Genomic DNA, 22,063 nt, shown 5'->3' with positions numbered 1-22,063 from the left:
TTAGAAAGGCTAAGCATGACATTTATTAGCAGTGGTTATTCAAATTTAAATTACAATAATTCTTAAGGAACCATGTATTATGGCAAGAAATAATGATAAGAATACTGTACAGAGATTTAATAAAATCTCTATTGGTTTGGCTTCTCCAGAGTCAATATTAGCAAACTCAAAGGGAGAGGTACTTAAGCCAGAGACTATTAATTATCGTACACACAAACCAGAGCGAGACGGTTTGTTCTGTGAGCGTATTTTTGGTCCTGTGAAGGACTTTGAATGTGCTTGTGGTAAATATAAAAGAATTCGCTACAAAGGTATCGTTTGTGACCGTTGTGGTGTCGAAGTAACCGAAAAGAAAGTGCGTAGGGATCGCGTAGGACATATTAATTTAGTTGTTCCTGTCGCTCATATCTGGTACTTCCGCTCGTTACCTAATAAAATAGGATACCTACTTGGTTTACCATCTAAGAAATTAGATATGATCATATACTACGAACGTTATGTAGTGATCCAACCAGGTATTGCAAAAAATGAAGAAGGAGAAGCTGTTCAAAAAATGGATTTTCTTACTGAAGAAGAATATTTAAACATTTTGGATAGTCTTCCTCAGGAGAATTTATATTTAGATGATTCTGATCCTAATAAGTTTATTGCAAAAATGGGAGCAGAGTGTTTGATCGAAATTTTGAAAAGAATTGATCTTGATGCTCTATCTTACGAACTAAGACATAAAGCCAATAACGAAACATCAAAACAACGTAAGACAGAGGCTTTGAAAAGACTTCAGGTTGTTGAGGCGTTACGTGATGCAAATAAAAATCGAGAAAATCGTCCAGAATGGATGATCCTAAAAGCAATTCCAGTAATTCCACCAGAATTGCGTCCTTTGGTGCCTTTAGATGGTGGACGTTTTGCTACTTCAGATCTAAATGATTTGTATAGACGTGTTATTATTCGTAATAATCGTTTGAAGCGTTTGATGGAAATTAAAGCGCCAGAAGTAATTTTGCGTAATGAAAAACGTATGCTACAGGAATCTGTAGATTCTTTATTTGATAATACGCGTAAAGCTTCAGCTGTTAAAACTGATTCAAACCGCCCATTGAAATCATTATCAGATTCTTTAAAAGGTAAGCAAGGACGATTCCGTCAAAACTTACTTGGTAAGCGTGTGGATTATTCAGCACGTTCTGTGATTGTAGTAGGACCAGAATTGAAATTGTTTGAATGTGGTCTTCCAAAGAACATGGCGGCAGAATTGTACAAACCTTTTGTGATTAGAAAGCTAATTGAAAGAGGTATTGTTAAAACCGTAAAATCTGCAAAAAAGATTATTGATAGAAAAGAGCCAGTTGTTTGGGATATACTTGAAAATGTTCTTAAAGGGCATCCCGTATTATTAAACCGGGCTCCTACGCTTCACCGTTTAGGTATTCAGGCTTTTCAACCAAAACTTATCGAAGGTAAAGCTATTCAATTACATCCATTAGTTTGTACTGCATTTAATGCCGATTTTGATGGAGATCAAATGGCAGTACATTTACCATTGGGACCAGAAGCAATTTTAGAATCACAATTGTTGATGTTAGCATCGCATAATATTCTAAACCCTGCAAATGGATCACCCGTTACAGTTCCTTCACAGGATATGGTCTTGGGTCTATACTATATGACCAAGTCTCGTAGATCAACTCCCGAGTTAGAAATTAAAGGTGAAGATCTTACATTCTATTCTCCAGAAGAGGTGACTATCGCTTATAACGAAGGTAAGTTGCATATCAATGCAAATATTAAAATTAGAACAATCGATTTTAATGAAGCTGGCGAGTTGGTACCTCAAATTATTGAAACCTCTACAGGTAGAGTTTTATTCAATGAAAAAGTACCCGCAAAAGCTGGTTTTATAAATGAAGTTTTGACCAAAAAGTCGCTTCGTGATATAATCGGAAAAATATTAAGCTTAACAAGTGTACCTGAAACTGCTGAGTTTTTGGATGAAATCAAACGTTTAGGTTATTATTTCGCATTTAAAGGAGGTTTATCCTTTAGTTTAGGAGATATTATCATTCCAGCAGAAAAGCATACCATGATTGCTGATGCTAACTCACAGGTAGATAATATCGTAGCTAATTATAACATGGGTCTTATTACCAATAATGAGCGTTATAACCAGGTGATTGATATTTGGACCTCGACAAATGCCGAATTGACAGAATTGTCAATGAAACGTATTCGTGAGGATCAACAAGGATTTAACTCTGTGTATATGATGCTTGATTCTGGTGCAAGGGGATCTAAAGAGCAAATTCGACAGCTTACAGGAATGCGTGGTTTGATGGCAAAGCCTAAAAAATCGAACTCTGTAGGTGGTGAGATTATAGAAAACCCAATTCTTTCTAACTTTAAAGAAGGACTTTCAATCTTAGAATATTTTATTTCTACTCACGGTGCACGTAAAGGTCTTGCAGATACAGCATTAAAAACTGCCGATGCTGGGTATTTAACTCGTCGTTTGGTTGATGTTGCACAGGATGTTATTGTAAATGAAGAGGATTGTGATACATTAAGAGGAGTTGAAGTTACAGCACTTAAGAAGAATGAAGAAGTAATAGAACGTTTAGAGGCACGTATCGCAGGTAGAACAGCATTAGTTGATGTAGTTAACCCACTTACACAAGAAGTTCTTGTAGAAGCTGGGGCCGAGATTACAGATGCAATTGCACGAACTATCGAAGAATCTCCTATCGATGCTGTCGAAGTACGTTCTGCCCTTACTTGTGAAGCCAAAAAAGGTATTTGTGTCAAATGCTATGGTCGTAACCTTGCTACAGGTAAAACTGTTCAACGAGGTGAGGCAGTGGGTGTTGTTGCGGCACAATCCATTGGAGAACCTGGTACACAGCTTACCTTACGTACGTTCCACGTGGGAGGTATTGCAGGTAACATTTCTGAAGAAAATCAATTGAAAGCAAAATTCTCGGGTATTGCAGAAATCGATGAGCTCAAAACTGTTAAAGGAGAGGACTCTGAAGGTAATAAAATTGATGTAGTTATCTCTCGTACGTCTGAGGTGAAAGTAATTGATCCAAAAACTAAAATAGTTTTAAGTAATAATTTAATTCCTTACGGTTCACAATTATTCATTAAGAGCGGTCAAAAAATAGCAAAAGAAGATGTTATCTGTCAATGGGATCCTTATAATGGTGTAATTATTTCAGAATTTGCTGGTAAAGTAAAGTATGAAAATATAGAACAAGGAATTACTTACCAAGTTGAGATCGATGAGCAAACAGGTTTCCAAGAAAAAGTTATTTCAGAATCTCGTGATAAAAAGAAGATACCGACATTACATGTAATTGGTAAAGCAGACGAAGTATTACGTTCTTACAATTTACCAGTTGGAGCTCACCTTATGATCGATGACAATGAAAAAATTGGTATTGGTAAAGTCTTAGTTAAAATTCCACGTAAATCTGCAAAAGCAGGTGATATTACAGGAGGTTTGCCACGTGTAACAGAATTGTTTGAAGCACGTAATCCTTCAAACCCAGCAGTAGTTAGTGAAATTGATGGTGTGGTTTCTTTTGGTAAAATTAAGCGTGGTAATCGTGAGATTATTGTTGAGTCGAGAATCGGAGAAGTTAAGAAATACTTAGTAAAACTTTCTAATCAAATTCTTGTTCAAGAAAATGATTATGTACGTGCAGGTATGGCTTTATCTGATGGTTCTACAACTCCAGAAGATATTCTTAAAATTAAAGGTCCTTCTGCGGTACAGCAGTATTTAGTAAATGAGGTGCAAGAAGTGTATCGTTTACAAGGTGTGAAAATTAACGATAAGCATTTTGAAGTAGTAGTACGTCAAATGATGCGTAAAGTTAGAATTCAGGATCCAGGTGACACTATTTTCTTAGAAAACCAACTGATTCATAAGTCAGATTTTATCGAAGAGAATGATGCTATTTTTGGAATGAAAGTTGTCGAGGATGCTGGTGATAGTGAAACACTTAAGCCAGGTCAAATTATTTCGCCACGAGAGTTGCGTGATGAGAACTCAATTTTAAGAAGAGAAGATAAAAACTTAGTGTCAGCTAGAGATGTATCTGCAGCGACTGCGACTCCAATTTTACAGGGGATAACAAGAGCTTCGTTACAGACTAAATCCTTTATATCTGCGGCTTCCTTCCAGGAAACTACAAAAGTATTGAATGAGGCTGCTGTAAGTGGAAAAGTAGATAATTTAGAAGGTCTCAAAGAAAATGTAATTGTTGGGCATAGAATTCCAGCAGGAACAGGTATGAGAGACTACGAGAGTATTATTGTTGGTTCTAAGGAAGAATTTGAAGATCGTATGGAACAACGACAAGAAGTAAATTATAATTAATAAGAAGAGCCTGCCTTTTGGCAGGCTTTCTTTTTTAACATCATTATTTTTAAATAAAACGGGATATGGCAGATAAGAAAAATCCAAACCCTAATCAAAATCAATTAAATATCGAATTGGATGAGTCGATCGCAGATGGAACCTATAGTAACCTTGCGATTATCAATCATTCTGTTTCAGAATTTGTGATTGATTTTATTAATGTAATGCCAGGGAGACCAAAGAGCAAAGTGAAGAGTAGAATCATTTTGACACCGCAACATGCAAAGCGGTTAATGAAAGCATTAAGTGATAATGTACAGCGCTTTGAATCAGCCCATGGCGAAATCAAGGATTATGAGCAACCTCCAATTCCTCTTAATTTTGGACCTACTGGAGAGGCCTAAAAAATTTAAAAAAAAATTAAAACCCCTCAAAAAAGTATTCTTTTGAGGGGTTTTAATTTTTATAAGTTTCCCATATTAAAATACTGATGCATAGTGTGTTTGGGGCTTTTACAACTTTTTGAATTTTTACATATTTCTCAATCAAACTCTGATGTGAAATGAAATTTTACAGTAGGATATTTTTGTTGTGTCATTTGCAGGCTAAAACTAGAATCTGCCAAAAATACTAGTTGTCCACGTTTATCAGTAGCCAAAAATTTATTTTTTACACGTTTAAAGTCTTTAAACTCTTGCTCATCTGATTCTCGGGGATCTACCCAACATGCTTTGTGTACATTAAGATTTTCATATGTACATTTAGCTCCATATTCATGCTCTAATCGATATTGAATTACTTCATATTGCAATGCTCCAACCGTTCCAATAACTTTTCTACCATTCAATTCTAAGGTAAAGAGTTGTGCAACTCCTTCATCCATTAATTGATCAATCCCTTTGGCCAGCTGTTTGGATTTCATAGGATCAGCATTGTTTATGTATCTAAAATGCTCTGGTGAAAAACTTGGTATTCCACGATAATGCAGTATTTCACCAGTAGTAAGGGTGTCACCTATTTTAAAATTTCCCGTGTCGTGGAGCCCTACAATATCTCCAGGATAGGAAATGTCAACAATTTCCTTTTTCTCAGCAAAAAAGGCATTAGGGCTCGAAAATTTAAATTTCTTTTTATGACGTGTATGCAAATAAGGAACATTACGTTCAAAAGTTCCCGAAACAATTTTTATAAATGCTAAGCGATCTCTATGCTTTGGATCCATATTGGCATGAATCTTAAAAACAAATCCTGTGAAATCTTTTTCATTGGGTTCTACAAGTCGTTCTTCACTTTGTTTTGGACGTGGGGTAGGGGCAATTTCAATAAAACAATCTAATAACTCCCGTACTCCAAAATTATTTAAAGCAGATCCAAAAAAAACAGGCTGTAATTTACCTGCCTTATAGGCATCATTATCAAAATCTGGATAAATACCTTCAACCAATTCTAATTCATCACGTAGAGTATCCGCAGCAGTATCGCCAATAACTTTATTTAATTGTTGAGAAGATAAATCCGAAATTTCTACAGTTTCTTCAATATTTTTTCTGCTATCGCCACTAAAGAGATTTATATTTTTTTCCCAAATATTATAGATTCCTTTAAAATCGTAGCCCATGCCGATCGGGAAACTCAAAGGAACAACTTTGAGTCCCAGTTTTTGTTCAATTTCATCCAATAACTCAAAAGCATCTTTTCCTTCTCTATCTAGTTTGTTAATAAAAACAATCATTGGGATATTACGCATGCGGCAGACCGAAACTAATTTTTCAGTTTGTTCCTCAACACCTTTGGCAACATCGATCACTACAATTACACTATCAACAGCGGTTAAGGTTCTAAAAGTATCTTCGGCAAAATCTTTGTGACCAGGCGTATCCAAGATATTTATTTTTACGCCTTGATATTCAAATGCTAATACAGAGGTAGCTACCGAAATACCACGTTGCCGTTCAATTTCCATAAAATCACTAGTTGCCCCTTTTTTAATTTTATTTGATTTTACGGCTCCGGCTTCTTGAATGGCGCCACCAAAAAGTAGTAGTTTTTCTGTTAATGTAGTTTTACCTGCATCGGGGTGAGAGATGATTCCAAATGTTCTTCTTCTGCGTATTTCTTCTATAAACTTCATGTTATGCTTTGTAAGGAGCGCAAATATACTATTTAAAAAATCAAAGCTAAACTTAATTTATTTTTCAAAATGACAATACTTTCAGTGTGCTTTATATCCTATCTAATTAGCACTTAATCGAATAAAAATAAAAAAAATGTAGGAAAATTTATTGTTTACTGAAAAAAATAGAGCATATTTGCAATAAATAAAGTACGGTTTAACCATAATTGAACTACAGTTTATACTTTTGGCTCTTAATACTTTGTTTCTATCTAATGTAATACCAACGACATATGAAAAAAATTACGCTACGCTTTTCAACTCTCAAAATAGTACTGACCTGTCTTACATTAATTCTTACTTTTGGTGTAAAGGCTCAACAGTCTTTAGATTTTCAAAATCCAGTTATAGCCAATGGAGGACCAGCACTTACCGTTGGAACTCAATATCGCTTTGCTAATGTGACTACCACTTCTGGTGGAATCGATGTAGACGCCCTTGTGACGATCACAAATGCACAGGCAGCGTCATTAACATCTTTTGATGATAATACGTCTGTGTTAGCAACAGGAATTTCGGATTTTAATCCCACAGTTCAATTAAACGATGCTACTATAGTTAATGGTTCTGCCGATGGTGCTTTTATTGATTTTAGATTCGAATTTGTTCTAAACTCTGATAATTCAATTCCAATAGATATAGAAGTAGATGCATATTCTTATGATGTAGATGGTGATGGAGGTGAGTTAAGAGAGTATGTTGTTATTTCAAGTTTTGGAAGCTATGTAGTTAATAATCCTACTCAACTTAATTATGTTGGCGGAGGCCGATTCGAATCAAGTACAGTACTTGCCAATCCTGGTATTAATGCTGATGCAGATTTTTTAGCACGTACTGATTATGCAAGAATTAATACATTCACATATCGTGCTGGAGTTTTAAGAGATACGGGAACCTCTACAACAGCGAGATTATTTGGGTTGGCATTTCAGCCAATCTCTTTTACTACTGAAGATGTTACAGTGTTAAGTTCTGACTTGGTTACCCAGAAAAGTGTTGATAATACAACGCCTTTAGAAAATGAAACCATAACGTATACTATTACGGTAGTTAATAATGGTCCAGACAATGCTACCTCTGTAGCATTAACAGATGTGCTTCCTTCGGGAGTGACCTTCTCTAGCGCTACCGCTGTAGGTGGTACAGTAAATTCATATGACGATAGTACAGGTTTATGGGATATAGGTGATTTAAATAATGGTACTACTGCTACCTTGACTATTGATGCTATGGTAAACACAGGGACGCATAGAAAAACAATAATAAATAGAACTACTGCAGCCGATTCTAATCAAGCAGATCCCACAACCTCAGGAGATGTATTGAGTGCCTCTATTGTACCAGATATTGATAGTGATGGGGATACTATTGCCGATTCTGCAGATTTAGATGACGATAATGATGGGATTTTGGATACTAATGAGAAATCTTGTGTTAGTGAAATAATAGAATGGAATACTTTGGGAGTTTCAGATGAAGATGCGATTCCTAGTGGGTCAACCATTTCTACAGCAGCTAATAATGTAATATTGACCTATACAGCTGATCCTTCTTTAACTCCTGCTAATGGGGCAGATTTTATTTCCTATGAGACGGGTCAGTTAGGCGCGCAGACTCAAGTTGCTCAGTTAGGATTCGATGGTAGTGTAAACGATCCAAATGCTAGAGTTTCTTCAATTATAGCTTTTGATTCTCCAGTTACTAATTTGACATTTTCGCTATTGGACATAGACAGGGATGGTAGTGGTAGTGATAACTTTGTTGATGCGGTTGAAATATATTATAGTACCAGTTCGGGTGAATTTAATGTCCGTGATGATATAAGTTTGTATACATTGGTTGGAATTAATGTGAGCGAAGATGATGAAACTAATTTTCATGGTTTCGAGGGGGTTAATGGCAATGCAGCGAATGAATCTACAGAAGGTAATATAGATTTAGATTTTGGTGGACTTGAAATTTTTTCAATTAGAATTGATTATTTTTCTTCAGATGATGCAAATGCTGATCCGATAGGTCAAGGTATTGGTTTAAGCAATTTTAATTATGATAGTTGTGAGCTGGATATAGATGGAGATGGTATTCCGAATCATCTTGATCTAGATAGTGATAACGATGGATGTTTTGATGTGGTAGAATCTGGTGGTAATGATCCAGATAATGATGGGATCATAGGAGAAGCTCCATATTCTTTTGATAGTAATGGTCAGGTTATAGGAACTAATGTAACTGGAGGTTACAACGGCGTAACAGGAAATGAGATTTTGCCGATCGGATATAACAACGATACAGCAATCATTGGTACAGTAAATGTTAATGAAGGAGATACGTTTATCATCTCCTCGGATGCGGTTGCAACGCAAACAGACGTTTGGGGTGGTGGTCCACTTTTTGAACCCAACTATGCAGCAGGTACAGCTACCGATGTTTCAGATGATTTAGTATATACTTGGACATTTGATGATGGTTCTGGTGCCGTTGCAGTTACCCCCACAGAATCGGGAGCTACAGGTCAGACCTTTGATTTTGGTACGATAACCGCTTCAGATTATGGAGAGTATCAGGTAACTATTTCTCATTTAAATAATGTATGTATTTCTGAAGTAAAAACGATTATTCTAGAACCTGGTTGTGACAATGGAACTACACTTGGTACACCTACAGCTAATGATCCAGATGCAGATGGCATCAATAATGAGTGCGATTTGGACGACGATAATGATGGGATTTTGGATACAGAAGAATGTGCAACCAATACGTCTACAGTAGATCTTACAGGAACTGATACACAATCGAGTACTGGTGGCTATCCAGTAAGAGTTGTAGGATCAGGTATTTCTGGTTTGGGTTCGGGTAGTGATGAGTTTCCTTCTACTTATACGATCAATACGACAATAAATGGTAATGATGTATACGAAGGCTGCGAGTTTCGTTTTTCCTTTGACGGTTTTGATGATGGATTGAATTTAATTATTGACGGAACGGTTCGTCTCAATTTTAATCAGGATATGTATGATAATGCCCGAGGTGCCAATACAACTGAGTTTAATTTAGGGATTTTTGATCTTGACGATAATAATGAATGGGAACCATGGCAAAATGAAGGAAACCCTGATTTGCTTATAGAAGACGGAAGTATACTTTTAATGGTTGATTCAAAAATAGGAAGAGTCAATGCCTTACCCTATATGGATAGTAGTCACCCAAATTGGGTGTGGGACGAGTCTTTTAGTTTAGACTGCTTATCTGGAGTTACTTTTGATTTGAAAAATATCAATTCGGCAGGAAACTCCCGAATGCTTAATCCTGTACTAACCTCAGATATTTTTGTATGTACCGATTCTGATGGAGATGGTATCATCAATAGATTTGAACTAGATAGTGATGGAGATGGGTGCTTTGATGCTGTAGAATCAGGCGGTAATGATCCAGATGATGATGGTATTATAGGAGAAGCTCCTTATTCTTATGATAGTAACGGTCAAGTTATAGGAACTAATGTAACTGGCGGTTACAATGGTGTAACAGGGAATGAAATCTTGCCTATAGGATATACAAATGACACAACTATTGATGGCGTAGTAAGTGTTAATGAAGGGGATACGTTCATAATTTCGTCGGATGCGGTTGCTACACAAACCGATGTTTGGAACGGAGGCCCCCTTTTTGAACCCAACTATGCAGCAGGTACAGCTACCAATGTTTCTAATGATTTAGTATATACTTGGACCTTTGATGATGGTTCTGGAGCCGTTGTAGTTACCCCCACAGAATCGGGAGCTACAGGTCAGACCTTTGATTTTGGTACGATAACCGCTTCAGAGTATGGAGAATATCAAGTAACCATTACGCACTTAAATAATGTATGTATTTCTGAAGTTAGAACCGTAACAGTAGGACCTGGTTGTTCAAACGGAACTATAGTTGGTACGCCAACAGCAAATGATCCCGATGCCGATGGTTTAAACAATAGCTGTGATCTTGATGATGATAATGATGGGATTTTGGATAGTGTTGAAGGTAGATGTGATCAACCAAGTGTAGCTAATTCAAACTCAGGTTCTGGTTCATTTCAAGATCAGTTGTATATTTTTAACTGGGATGGAGCTGATTTGAGTAACGGAATTCAAAATGGAGATACGCAAACTTTTGTTTTACCCGATGGATTGTCAATCACCGCCACTTTCTCAAATGTTTCTAATGCTACCAATGCGAGTTCATACACTCCCACAGACTTAAATACATTTGCAGGAGCATTCATTCATCAATTATACAATACGCCAGGAACTCAAGAAGCGTTATTAGGAGCTTTGGATGCACATGTTTCATTTAGAGTTACATTTACCGCTACCAAAGCAGGAGTAGCATTTCCATTGGATATTATTGCTTTGGATGGAGAAGCCACGGCAGATCCAGAAGAAAGAATAACATTCACAACCAATGGAGGTAATTGGAGATTGTTAGAAACCATAAATACAGGAGGTAACTTTACAGGTGAAGGAACAAAAGTTTTGGATGTTGAAGATACAGAGACTTCTGGAGGTAACTCAATTTTTTATTCAGAAAATTCAAGTACTATCGATGTTGATATTCTTTCCATCAATGGTAGACAAGGAGTAGCCTTTGGTCTTTATTTATTATGTGATACAGATAATGATGGTGTGCCTAACTTACAAGATTTGGATAGTGATAATGATGGTATTTATGATATAGACGAAGTAGGTACTGGGAGTCTGGATAGCAATGATGATGGAAAAGTAGATGCAATGGATACGCCTGCTACGGGTGATACAGATACCGACGGATTAGCAGATGCAATCGAAACGGCTAATGGACCAGATACAGGTACGCCCCCCATAGATACAGGGAGTGATGGGTCTTTTGATTTTTTAAATCTTGATAGTGATGGAGATGGATGTAGCGATGCTAATGAAGCCTATGATGATCCAAATGCCGATGGAGGTGACGGGGGTCAATTTGGAACTACTGATCCAGCCACGGTAGATAGTAATGGTTTAGTGAACGAGACAGGAGTTGATTATACACTTGGGACAAATAGTAATGTAACTACTGCTGGATCTGTATCAATTACTACGCAACCTGTAGATCGAAATGTGAGTACAGGAGATAATACAAGCTTTAGTGTTATTGCTACGGGTGCGAATCTAGTTTATGAATGGCAAGTTAATACAGGCAGTGGATTTGTTAGCATTGATCCTTTAAATGGTACTGATATTTATACAGGAAGTGATTCGAACACGCTAACATTAACTAATGTAACGTTTGCAGATAACGGAAATTTATACCGCGTACTAGTGACTAGCAATTCTCAAGTTTGTAGCAGTGAAATTTCTAATAATGGTTTATTAACGGTTGATGATGTACCATTGGCTACAGATGATACTTTAACTGTAGACGAGGATAGTTTAGCAGGTGTTTCCAATCAGATCGATGTGTCTACTAATGACAATATTGGCGGTGATGGGGGCGATGGAGAAGACTTCGCTTTAGCAAGTGGTCCAAGTAATGGTACTGTAAGTGAGGTAAGTGATGGTGTTTTCGAATATGTTCCAAATTCAAACTTTAACGGAAGTGATAGCTTTACCTATACCCTTACTGATGCAGATGGAGATAGTGTTACTGCTACGGTAAATGTAACTGTTACTTCAGTGAATGATGCACCATCGGCTACAGATGATACTTTAACTGTAGACGAGGATAGTTTAGCAGGTGTTTCTAATCAGATCGATGTGTCTACTAATGACAATATTGGCGGTGATGGTGGCGATGGAGAAGACTTCGCTTTAGCAAGTGGTCCAAGTAATGGTACTGTAAGTGAGGTAAGTGATGGCGTTTTCGAATATGTTCCGAATTCAAACTTTAACGGAAGTGATAGCTTTACCTATACCCTTACTGATGCAGATGGAGATAGTGTTACTGCTACGGTAAATGTAACTGTTACTTCAGTGAATGATGTACCATTGGCTACAGATGATACATTAACTGTAGACGAGGATAGTTTAGCAGGTGTTTCCAATCAGATCGATGTGTCTACTAATGACAATATTGGCGGTGATGGGGGCGATGGAGAAGACTTCGCTTTAGCAAGTGGTCCAAGTAATGGTACTGTAAGTGAGGTAAGTGATGGTGTTTTCGAATATGTTCCAAATTCAAACTTTAACGGAAGTGATAGCTTTACCTATACCCTTACTGATGCAGATGGAGATAGTGTTACTGCTACGGTAAATGTAACTGTTACTTCAGTGAATGATGTACCATTGGCTACAGATGATACATTAACAGTAGACGAGGATAGTTTAGCAGGTGTTTCCAATCAGATTGATGTGTCTACTAATGACAATATTGGCGGTGATGGTGGCGATGGAGAAGACTTCGCTTTAGCAAGTGGTCCAAGTAATGGTACTGTAAGTGAGGTAAGTGATGGTGTTTTCGAATATGTTCCAAATTCAAACTTTAACGGAAGTGATAGTTTTACTTATACCCTTACTGATGCAGATGGAGATAGTGTTACTGCTACGGTAAATGTAACTGTTACTTCAGTGAATGATGTACCATTGGCTACAGATGATACTTTAACTGTAGACGAGGATAGTTTAGCAGGTGTTTCCAATCAGATCGATGTGTCTACTAATGACAATATTGGCGGTGATGGGGGCGATGGAGAAGACTTCGCTTTAGCAAGTGGTCCAAGTAATGGTACTGTAAGCGAGGTAAGTGATGGTGTTTTCGAATATGTTCCAAATTCAAACTTTAACGGAAGTGATAGCTTTACCTATACCCTTACTGATGCAGATGGAGATAGTGTTACTGCTACGGTAAATGTAACTGTTACTTCAGTGAATGATGCACCATCGGCTACAGATGATACTTTAACTGTAGACGAGGATAGTTTAGCAGGTGTTTCCAATCAGATCGATGTGTCTACTAATGACAATATTGGCGGTGATGGCGGCGATGGAGAAGACTTCGCTTTAGCAAGTGGTCCAAGTAATGGTACTGTAAGTGAGGTAAGTGATGGTGTTTTCGAATATGTTCCGAATTCAAACTTTAACGGAAGTGATAGTTTTACCTATACCCTTACTGATGCAGATGGAGATAGTGTTACTGCTACGGTAAATGTAACTGTTACTTCAGTGAATGATGTACCATTGGCTACAGATGATACTTTAACTGTAGACGAGGATAGTTTAGCAGGTGTTTCCAATCAGATCGATGTGTCTACTAATGACAATATTGGCGGTGATGGGGGCGATGGAGAAGACTTCGCTTTAGCAAGTGGTCCAAGTAATGGTACTGTAAGTGAGGTAAGTGATGGTGTTTTCGAATATGTTCCAAATTCAAACTTTAACGGAAGTGATAGTTTTACCTATACCCTTACTGATGCAGATGGAGATAGTGTTACTGCTACGGTAAATGTAACTGTTACTTCAGTGAATGATGTACCATTGGCTACAGATGATACTTTAACTGTAGACGAGGATAGTTTAGCAGGTGTTTCCAATCAGATCGATGTGTCTACTAATGACAATATTGGCGGTGATGGGGGCGATGGAGAAGACTTCGCTTTAGCAAGTGGTCCAAGTAATGGTACTGTAAGCGAGGTAAGTGATGGTGTTTTCGAATATGTTCCAAATTCAAACTTTAACGGAAGTGATAGCTTTACCTATACCCTTACTGATGCAGATGGAGATAGTGTTACTGCTACGGTAAATGTAACTGTTACTTCAGTGAATGATGCACCATCGGCTACAGATGATACTTTAACTGTAGACGAGGATAGTTTAGCAGGTGTTTCCAATCAGATCGATGTGTCTACTAATGACAATATTGGCGGTGATGGCGGCGATGGAGAAGACTTCGCTTTAGCAAGTGGTCCAAGTAATGGTACTGTAAGTGAGGTAAGTGATGGCGTTTTCGAATATGTTCCGAATTCAAACTTTAACGGAAGTGATAGTTTTACCTATACCCTTACTGATGCAGATGGAGATAGTGTTACTGCTACGGTAAATGTAACTGTTACTTCAGTGAATGATGTACCATTGGCTACAGATGATACTTTAACTGTAGACGAGGATAGTTTAGCAGGTGTTTCCAATCAGATCGATGTGTCTACTAATGACAATATTGGCGGTGATGGTGGCGATGGAGAAGACTTCGCTTTAGCAAGTGGTCCAAGTAATGGTACTGTAAGTGAGGTAAGTGATGGTGTTTTCGAATATGTTCCAAATTCAAACTTTAACGGAAGTGATAGTTTTACCTATACCCTTACTGATGCAGATGGAGATAGTGTTACTGCTACGGTAAATGTAACTGTTACTTCAGTGAATGATGTACCATTGGCTACAGATGATACATTAACAGTAGACGAGGATAGTTTAGCAGGTGTTTCCAATCAGATTGATGTGTCTACTAATGACAATATTGGCGGTGATGGTGGCGATGGAGAAGACTTCGCTTTAGCAAGTGGTCCAAGTAATGGTACTGTAAGTGAGGTAAGTGATGGTGTTTTCGAATATGTTCCAAATTCAAACTTTAACGGAAGTGATAGTTTTACCTATACCCTTACTGATGCAGATGGAGATAGTGTTACTGCTACGGTAAATGTAACTGTTACTTCAGTGAATGATGTACCATTGGCTACAGATGATACTTTAACTGTAGACGAGGATAGTTTAGCAGGTGTTTCCAATCAGATCGATGTGTCTACTAATGACAATATTGGCGGTGATGGGGGCGATGGAGAAGACTTCGCTTTAGCAAGTGGTCCAAGTAATGGTACTGTAAGTGAGGTAAGTGATGGTGTTTTCGAATATGTTCCAAATTCAAACTTTAACGGAAGTGATAGCTTTACCTATACCCTTACTGATGCAGATGGAGATAGTGTTACTGCTACGGTAAATGTAACTGTTACTTCAGTGAATGATACACCATTGGCTACAGATGATACTTTAACTGTAGACGAGGATAGTTTAGCAGGTGTTTCCAATCAGATCGATGTGTCTACTAATGACAATATTGGCGGTGATGGGGGCGATGGAGAAGACTTCGCTTTAGCAAGTGGTCCAAGTAATGGTACTGTAAGTGAGGTAAGTGATGGTGTTTTCGAATATGTTCCGAATTCAAACTTTAACGGAAGTGATAGTTTTACCTATACCCTTACTGATGCAGATGGAGATAGTGTTACTGCTACGGTAAATGTAACTGTTACTTCAGTGAATGATGTACCATTGGCTACAGATGATACTTTAACTGTAGACGAGGATAGTTTAGCAGGTGTTTCCAATCAGATCGATGTGTCTACTAATGACAATATTGGCGGTGATGGTGGCGATGGAGAAGACTTCGCTTTAGCAAGTGGTCCAAGTAATGGTACTGTAAGTGAGGTAAGTGATGGTGTTTTCGAATATGTTCCAAATTCAAACTTTAACGGAAGTGATAGCTTTACCTATACCCTTACTGATGCAGATGGAGATAGTGTTACTGCTAGGGTAAATGTAACTGTTACTTCAGTGAATGATGTACCATTGGCTACAGATGATACATTAACGGTAGACGAGGATAGTTTAGCAGGTGTTTCCAATCAGATCGATGTGTCTACTAATGACAATATTGGCGGTGATGGGGGCGATGGAGAAGACTTCGCTTTAGCAAGTGGTCCAAGTAATGGTACTGTAAGTGAGGTAAGTGATGGCGTTTTCGAATATGTTCCGAATTCAAACTTTAACGGAAGTGATAGTTTTACCTATACCCTTACTGATGCAGATGGAGATAGTGTTACTGCTACGGTAAATGTAACTGTTACTTCAGTGAATGATGTACCATTGGCTACAGATGATACATTAACAGTAGACGAGGATAGTTTAGCAGGTGTTTCCAATCAGATTGATGTGTCTACTAATGACAATATTGGCGGTGATGGTGGCGATGGAGAAGACTTCGCTTTAGCAAGTGGTCCAAGTAATGGTACTGTAAGTGAGGTAAGTGATGGCGTTTTCGAATATGTTCCGAATTCAAACTTTAACGGAAGTGATAGCTTTACCTATACCCTTACTGATGCAGATGGAGATAGTGTTACTGCTACGGTAAATGTAACTGTTACTTCAGTGAATGATGTACCATTGGCTACAGATGATACATTAACGGTAGACGAGGATAGTTTAGCAGGTGTTTCTAATCAGATCGATGTGTCTACTAATGACAATATTGGCGGTGATGGGGGCGATGGAGAAGACTTCGCTTTAGCAAGTGGTCCAAGTAATGGTACTGTAAGTGAGGTAAGTGATGGCGTTTTCGAATATGTTCCGAATTCAAACTTTAACGGAAGTGATAGCTTTACCTATACCCTTACTGATGCAGATGGAGATAGTGTTACTGCTACGGTAAATGTAACTGTTACTTCAGTGAATGATGTACCATTGGCTACAGATGATACATTAACGGTAGACGAGGATAGTTTAGCAGGTGTTTCCAATCAGATCGATGTGTCTACTAATGACAATATTGGCGGTGATGGCGGCGATGGAGAAGACTTCGCTTTAGCAAGTGGTCCAAGTAATGGTACTGTAAGCGAGGTAAGTGATGGCGTTTTTGAATATGTTCCAAATTCAAACTTTAACGGAAGTGATAGCTTTACCTATACCCTTACTGATGCAGATGGAGATAGTGTTACTGCTACGGTAAATGTAACTGTTACTTCAGTGAATGATGCACCATTGGCTACAGATGATACGGCTTCTGATATTTTAGAAGATAGTGGTCTTACAAATATCAATATTATCGGAAATGATAGTTTTGGCGGGGATGGTCCAAGTGCAACCGATATTGTAGTTACCGCTATTCCGGTAAGTGTAGGAACAGCAGTGCTAAACAATGGAGGCACACCAAATAATCCTACGGACGATAGTATTGACTTTACACCCGCTTTAGATTATAATGGTCCAGTGAGTATTACCTATGAGATTGAAGATGTAGATGGAGATACGGATACCGCTACAGTTACCTTTAATGTATTATCGGCTCAATTAACATTAGTTAAAACAGGTGTCTTAAGCGGTTCAAATCTAGGGGATATTATTACTTACACTTTTACAGTAACTAATACTGGAAATGTAACTATAACCAATATTTCGATTGATGATGCCCTTACTCAAAGTACTGGTCTTGCAATCACTCCATCTACATTAGCACCAGGAGAACAAGGTGTAGCAACAGCTACTTATGAGATTACACAGGAAGATATTAATACTGGAGAGGTGATCAATAGTGCCACTGCGATTGGAACTGATAGCCTTGGGAATGGTGTTATGGATGTTTCTGATAACGGAGATGAAACAATTGATACAGATGGAGATAGCGATCCTACAAATGATATAACCGTTACTCTTATTGAGCAATTACCAAATTTAGATCTTGTAAAAACGGGTGTATATATTGATGTTAACGAAGATGGTATACCTAATGCAGGCGATCAGGTTGCATATAATTTTAGCATTACAAACAATGGGAACGTTACGATTAGTAACATAACCTTAGAAGATCCTTTAGAAGGTATTGTGTTAACAGGAGCACCTTTTGACTTAGCTCCAGGTGAGACAGATACGACCACCTACACGGCTAGTTATGTAATTACCGAATGGGATGTTGCAAATGGAAATGTAGTTAATCAAGCGCTAGTTAGAGGAACCGACCCTAATGGTGATGAAGTAACAGATCTATCCGATGATCCAACAAGTGACTCCTCCATCGATCAAGATAATGATGGTGATGGAGAGAATGAAACAATCACGCCATTTGGCCAGGATGATGGTCTTATAGTTTATTCTGCAATAAGTGCAAACGGCGATGGTTCTAATGACGAATTTAGAATACCAGGTTTGCAAAGATATCCAGAAAACACACTACGCATTTATAACCGTTGGGGCGTTCAGGTATTTGCAGAGAATGGTTATGAACAACCTGGAAGCACCTTCTTTACAGGAATGAGTACGGGTCGAGTTACGGTAAAACAAGAAGATCAATTACCTGTAGGTACTTATTATTATGTTTTAGAATATAAAAATCAGGATAATAAAACCAAAACTAAAGTAGGCTACGTATATCTAAATAGATAAGTATAGCTTCTATTATAGTGAAGAAAGAAGTAAACGAATAACATGAATTTCGTTAAAAGAGTTGTTAAAATTAATAAGAAGAGTGAGATAGAAATAATTGATCTTAGCTCAGGTTTTTTTAAAAATTCATGTTGTTCGAACTATTACAAAGCTCTATATGTTAATAAAATATCTGGGATATAATAGTCCTAATCTTTACTGATCAAAATATCCTATCAATGGGAAGTTTAGTCCAAGAAAGAAACTATAAAAAAAGAAGCCAGATACAACAAATACATTAAAACCAAAAACATGAAAAAATTTTTACTCATAGCAATGATTTGCATATTTTCTATGTCAATTCACGCACAACAAGATGCTCAATATACCCAATATATGTATAATACTATTAGTGTTAATCCAGCGTATGCAGGGAGTCGTGGAGCTTTAAGTATTACAGGTCTTCATAGAAGTCAATGGGTAGGTGTGGAAGGAGCACCTAGATCTCAAACGCTATCGGTAAATACACCTTTGGGTATCGATAACCAGATAGGTGTAGGTTTTTCTGTGATCAATGATCAAATCGGCCCCACAAGTGAAACATATTTTGATGTAGATTTTTCATACACCATTAGAACCTCAGAAAAAGCACAACTAAGTTTTGGTGTCAAAGCAGGGGGTCACTTATTAAATGTTGATTTTAATAGATTGACAAAATATAATATAAATGATCCAAGTTTTGAGAGCAATATTAATAATAAATTTAGTCCTAATTTAGGCGTAGGGCTTTATTATTTCACAGATGTTTTTTATTTAGGATTGAGCGCTCCTAATATTTTAGAAACAGATCACTTTGATGAGCAAAGTACTGTTGAGACTTCCAATACAACTTCAGTTATAGCCAAAGAGCGCATTAATTATTATTTGATAGCAGGACATGTATTTGATATAAGTTCAAATGTTAAATTTAAGCCAGCGCTTTTGACAAAGCTAGTCACAGGAACTCCACTTCAAGTGGATGTTTCGGCTAATTTTTTACTTTATGATCGCTTTACGGTTGGAGGGGCTTATCGATGGAGTGCTGCTTGGAGTGCACTTCTTGGTTTTCAGGTTTCTGATGGTGTTTTAATAGGTTTGTCCTACGATCGAGAAATAACAGAACTAGGAACTGCAAAATTTAATTCGGGTAGTTATGAGCTCATGGTTAGATTTGAGCTATTTAAAAGTTATGATAGAATCTTAACACCTCGCTTTTTTTAACCAAAACAGAAACGATTATGACCTCAAAAATAGAAACTATAGTAATAATTGCTCTAATACTAACCTGTAATCTCTTTGGACAAGAGAAACAATTAGCCAAAGCCGATGAGAAGTTTAGTAGATACGCCTATGTAGATGCTAGACAAATCTATCTTAATGTTGCCAAAAAAGGATATTCTTCTGCTAGTTTATACAAGAAGCTAGGGGATTCATATTATTTTAATGGAGATCTAAAAAACTCTGTTACTTGGTATGAGAAATTGTATGAGTCGTATAAAGATGATATGGGTACTGATTATTTATTTCGCTACTCTCAAGGTTTAAAAAGTATAAAACGCTACGAAGATTCTGACCGTGTTATGGAGTTATTCAGAGAATTGATAAACTTTGATAAGCGTGCTGATTTTTTTACTAATGCCGAGGATTATTTAAAATTTATTGATTTACAATCAGGTAAATTCAATATGTCCAACTTAGCAATCAATTCAAAATTTTCTGATCATGCTCCAAGTTTTAATTATAACGAAGAGTTAGTATTTGCATCCTCAAGAGAGGGAGGTAAAATGACCAAAAGTGTTCATAAATGGAACAATATGCCTTTCTTGGATCTGTATGTATCACAAATAAGTAATGATCCAGATACACTAAGCAAACCCCGCAAATTAAAAGGAGAGGCCAACACCAAATTTCATGAATCTACTACATCCTTTACAAGTGATGGAAAAACAGTTTACTTTACACGAAATAATTACACCAATAATATAAAAGGCGCAGATGCAAATGGAACGATGCTTTTGAAGTTATACAGAGCCCAGATAAATGGTTCTGTTTGGGAAAACATCGAAGAGCTTCCTTTCAATAGTGATGAGTACTCTGTAGCTCATCCGACCATAAATCGGGAGGGAACCCAACTATATTTTGTTAGTGATATGCCAGGTACTGTTGGATTGTCAGATATATTTGTTGTCGACGTATATGAGGATGGTTCTTTTGGAACTCCTATCAATTTAGGGGATAACATAAATACAGAGGGTAGAGAGACGTATCCATTTATTAGTGAAAACGGAGAGCTTTATTTCTCGAGTGATGGACATATGGGCCTAGGAGGTCTTGACGTTTTTATCTCGGTCAAAGAAGAAGCAAGCTTTAAAAGACCATTTAATGTAGGAAGACCCATCAATAGCACCGAAGATGATTTTGGATTTATTATCAACCCCGAGACTAAAAAAGGATTTTTATCAAGTAATAGAGAAGGAGGTTTAGGTAAAGACGATGTATATAGCTTTGAGCAAACAGGAAAACTAATAACAAGCTGTACACAATATGTAAAAGGAAAAGTATATGATGATAAAACCAATGCACTATTAACTGGAGCCACAGTAATTTTATTAACAGAAGAGAATGTTGAAGTAGATCGTATGCTATCAGATGCAGCAGGAGTCTACAGGTTTGAAAATCTAGACTGTGATAGAGCCTACATAGTTAGGATAGAGCAGGAGGGATATAGTGCACAAGAAACTGTTTTTAGAACAACCTCTGTATTAGAGCAGGAGAAGGAACTATCTCCTATACGCACTAGAAAGATTGAGAAGGAAGTGATGGTTACAGAAGGAGACGATCTCAATGATATATTGGATCTAGAGCCTATTCATTTTGATTTTGATGACTATTTAATACGAGATGATGCAAAGGTAGAGTTGGCAAAAGTTATAGAAGTAATGCAGCAAAACCCTACGATGAAAATCGAAATACGCTCCCATACAGATAGTAGAGCTTCTGCCGACTATAATCTAAAACTAAGTGCTAGACGAGCTAAAAAGACAGAGAATTACATCGCAATTATTGGTCAAATCGATAGAAGCCGTATTGCTTACAAAGGATTTGGAGAAGAACAATTATTAAATGATTGTGTAACTGGTGCCGAATGTTCTGATGAAGAGCATGAGAAAAATAGAAGAAGTGAATTTATTGTAATTGAAAATTAGGACATAATAAAACTTTAAAATTTGGAAGTTTGTTAACTGATAAAGTTTTTAAAAGACACCATTTTTAATGTATTTTATATTACAATTAGTAGAAAGATAGAGGTAATTATCGTCCCAAACAAGAGTAACTTAACTTATTGTTTGGGATGTTAATCGTAGAAAAATATCGTTA

The 22,063-nt window shown here is 37.2% G+C and carries 6 protein-coding genes; 5 read left to right on the top strand and 1 reads right to left on the bottom strand.

The genetic code is table 11. From position 1 onward, the window contains the following. The first annotated feature begins 79 nt into the window (after positions 1–79). Positions 80–4,381 (top strand): DNA-directed RNA polymerase subunit beta', encoded by a 4,302-nt coding sequence (gene rpoC / locus ACE939_RS09695; RefSeq protein WP_378185293.1) that lies wholly within the window; start codon positions 80–82, stop codon positions 4,379–4,381. A gap of 65 nt (positions 4,382–4,446) precedes the next feature. Continuing rightward, entirely contained in the window at positions 4,447–4,767 is a 321-nt protein-coding gene (locus ACE939_RS09690) for a DUF3467 domain-containing protein (protein ID WP_378185291.1), read from the top strand. Positions 4,768–4,904: 137 nt separating this feature from the next. On the opposite strand, the gene ACE939_RS09685 is transcribed toward ACE939_RS09690, so the two are convergent. Then, entirely contained in the window at positions 4,905–6,494 is a 1,590-nt protein-coding gene (locus ACE939_RS09685; protein WP_378185289.1) for a peptide chain release factor 3, read from the bottom strand. A gap of 275 nt (positions 6,495–6,769) precedes the next feature. On the opposite strand from ACE939_RS09685, the gene ACE939_RS09680 reads away from it, so the two are divergent. The 3 genes from ACE939_RS09680 to ACE939_RS09670 all read left to right on the top strand — a co-directional run bounded on the left by ACE939_RS09680 (position 6,770) and on the right by ACE939_RS09670 (position 21,891). Continuing rightward, positions 6,770–18,667, top strand: a complete 11,898-nt coding sequence (locus tag ACE939_RS09680) for a tandem-95 repeat protein (RefSeq protein WP_378185287.1) — start codon at positions 6,770–6,772, stop codon at positions 18,665–18,667. 291 nt (positions 18,668–18,958) lie between these two features. Further along, complete coding sequence (locus tag ACE939_RS09675) at positions 18,959–19,906, top strand: type IX secretion system membrane protein PorP/SprF (protein WP_378185285.1); 948 nt, start codon at positions 18,959–18,961, stop codon at positions 19,904–19,906. Positions 19,907–19,923: 17 nt separating this feature from the next. After that, positions 19,924–21,891 (top strand): OmpA family protein, encoded by a 1,968-nt coding sequence (locus tag ACE939_RS09670; protein ID WP_378185279.1) that lies wholly within the window; start codon positions 19,924–19,926, stop codon positions 21,889–21,891. Positions 21,892–22,063: the final 172 nt, after the last annotated feature.

Origin of the sequence: Aquimarina rhodophyticola, from assembly GCF_042434915.1 — a bacterium.
Classification (GTDB): domain Bacteria; phylum Bacteroidota; class Bacteroidia; order Flavobacteriales; family Flavobacteriaceae; genus Aquimarina.
The sequence above is the reverse complement of the archived record's forward strand: the minus strand, read 5'-3'. Positions and strand labels throughout refer to the sequence as shown.

What these genes read in the sequence shown, in the direction of transcription:
- rpoC (WP_378185293.1), top strand. Translation starts at nt 80, where the DNA reads ATGGCAAGAAATAATGATAAGAATACTGTACAGAGATTTAATAAAATC.
- ACE939_RS09690 (WP_378185291.1), top strand. Translation starts at nt 4,447, where the DNA reads ATGGCAGATAAGAAAAATCCAAACCCTAATCAAAATCAATTAAATATC.
- ACE939_RS09685 (WP_378185289.1), bottom strand. Translation starts at nt 6,494, where the DNA reads ATGAAGTTTATAGAAGAAATACGCAGAAGAAGAACATTTGGAATCATC.
- ACE939_RS09680 (WP_378185287.1), top strand. Translation starts at nt 6,770, where the DNA reads ATGAAAAAAATTACGCTACGCTTTTCAACTCTCAAAATAGTACTGACC.
- ACE939_RS09675 (WP_378185285.1), top strand. Translation starts at nt 18,959, where the DNA reads ATGAAAAAATTTTTACTCATAGCAATGATTTGCATATTTTCTATGTCA.
- ACE939_RS09670 (WP_378185279.1), top strand. Translation starts at nt 19,924, where the DNA reads ATGACCTCAAAAATAGAAACTATAGTAATAATTGCTCTAATACTAACC.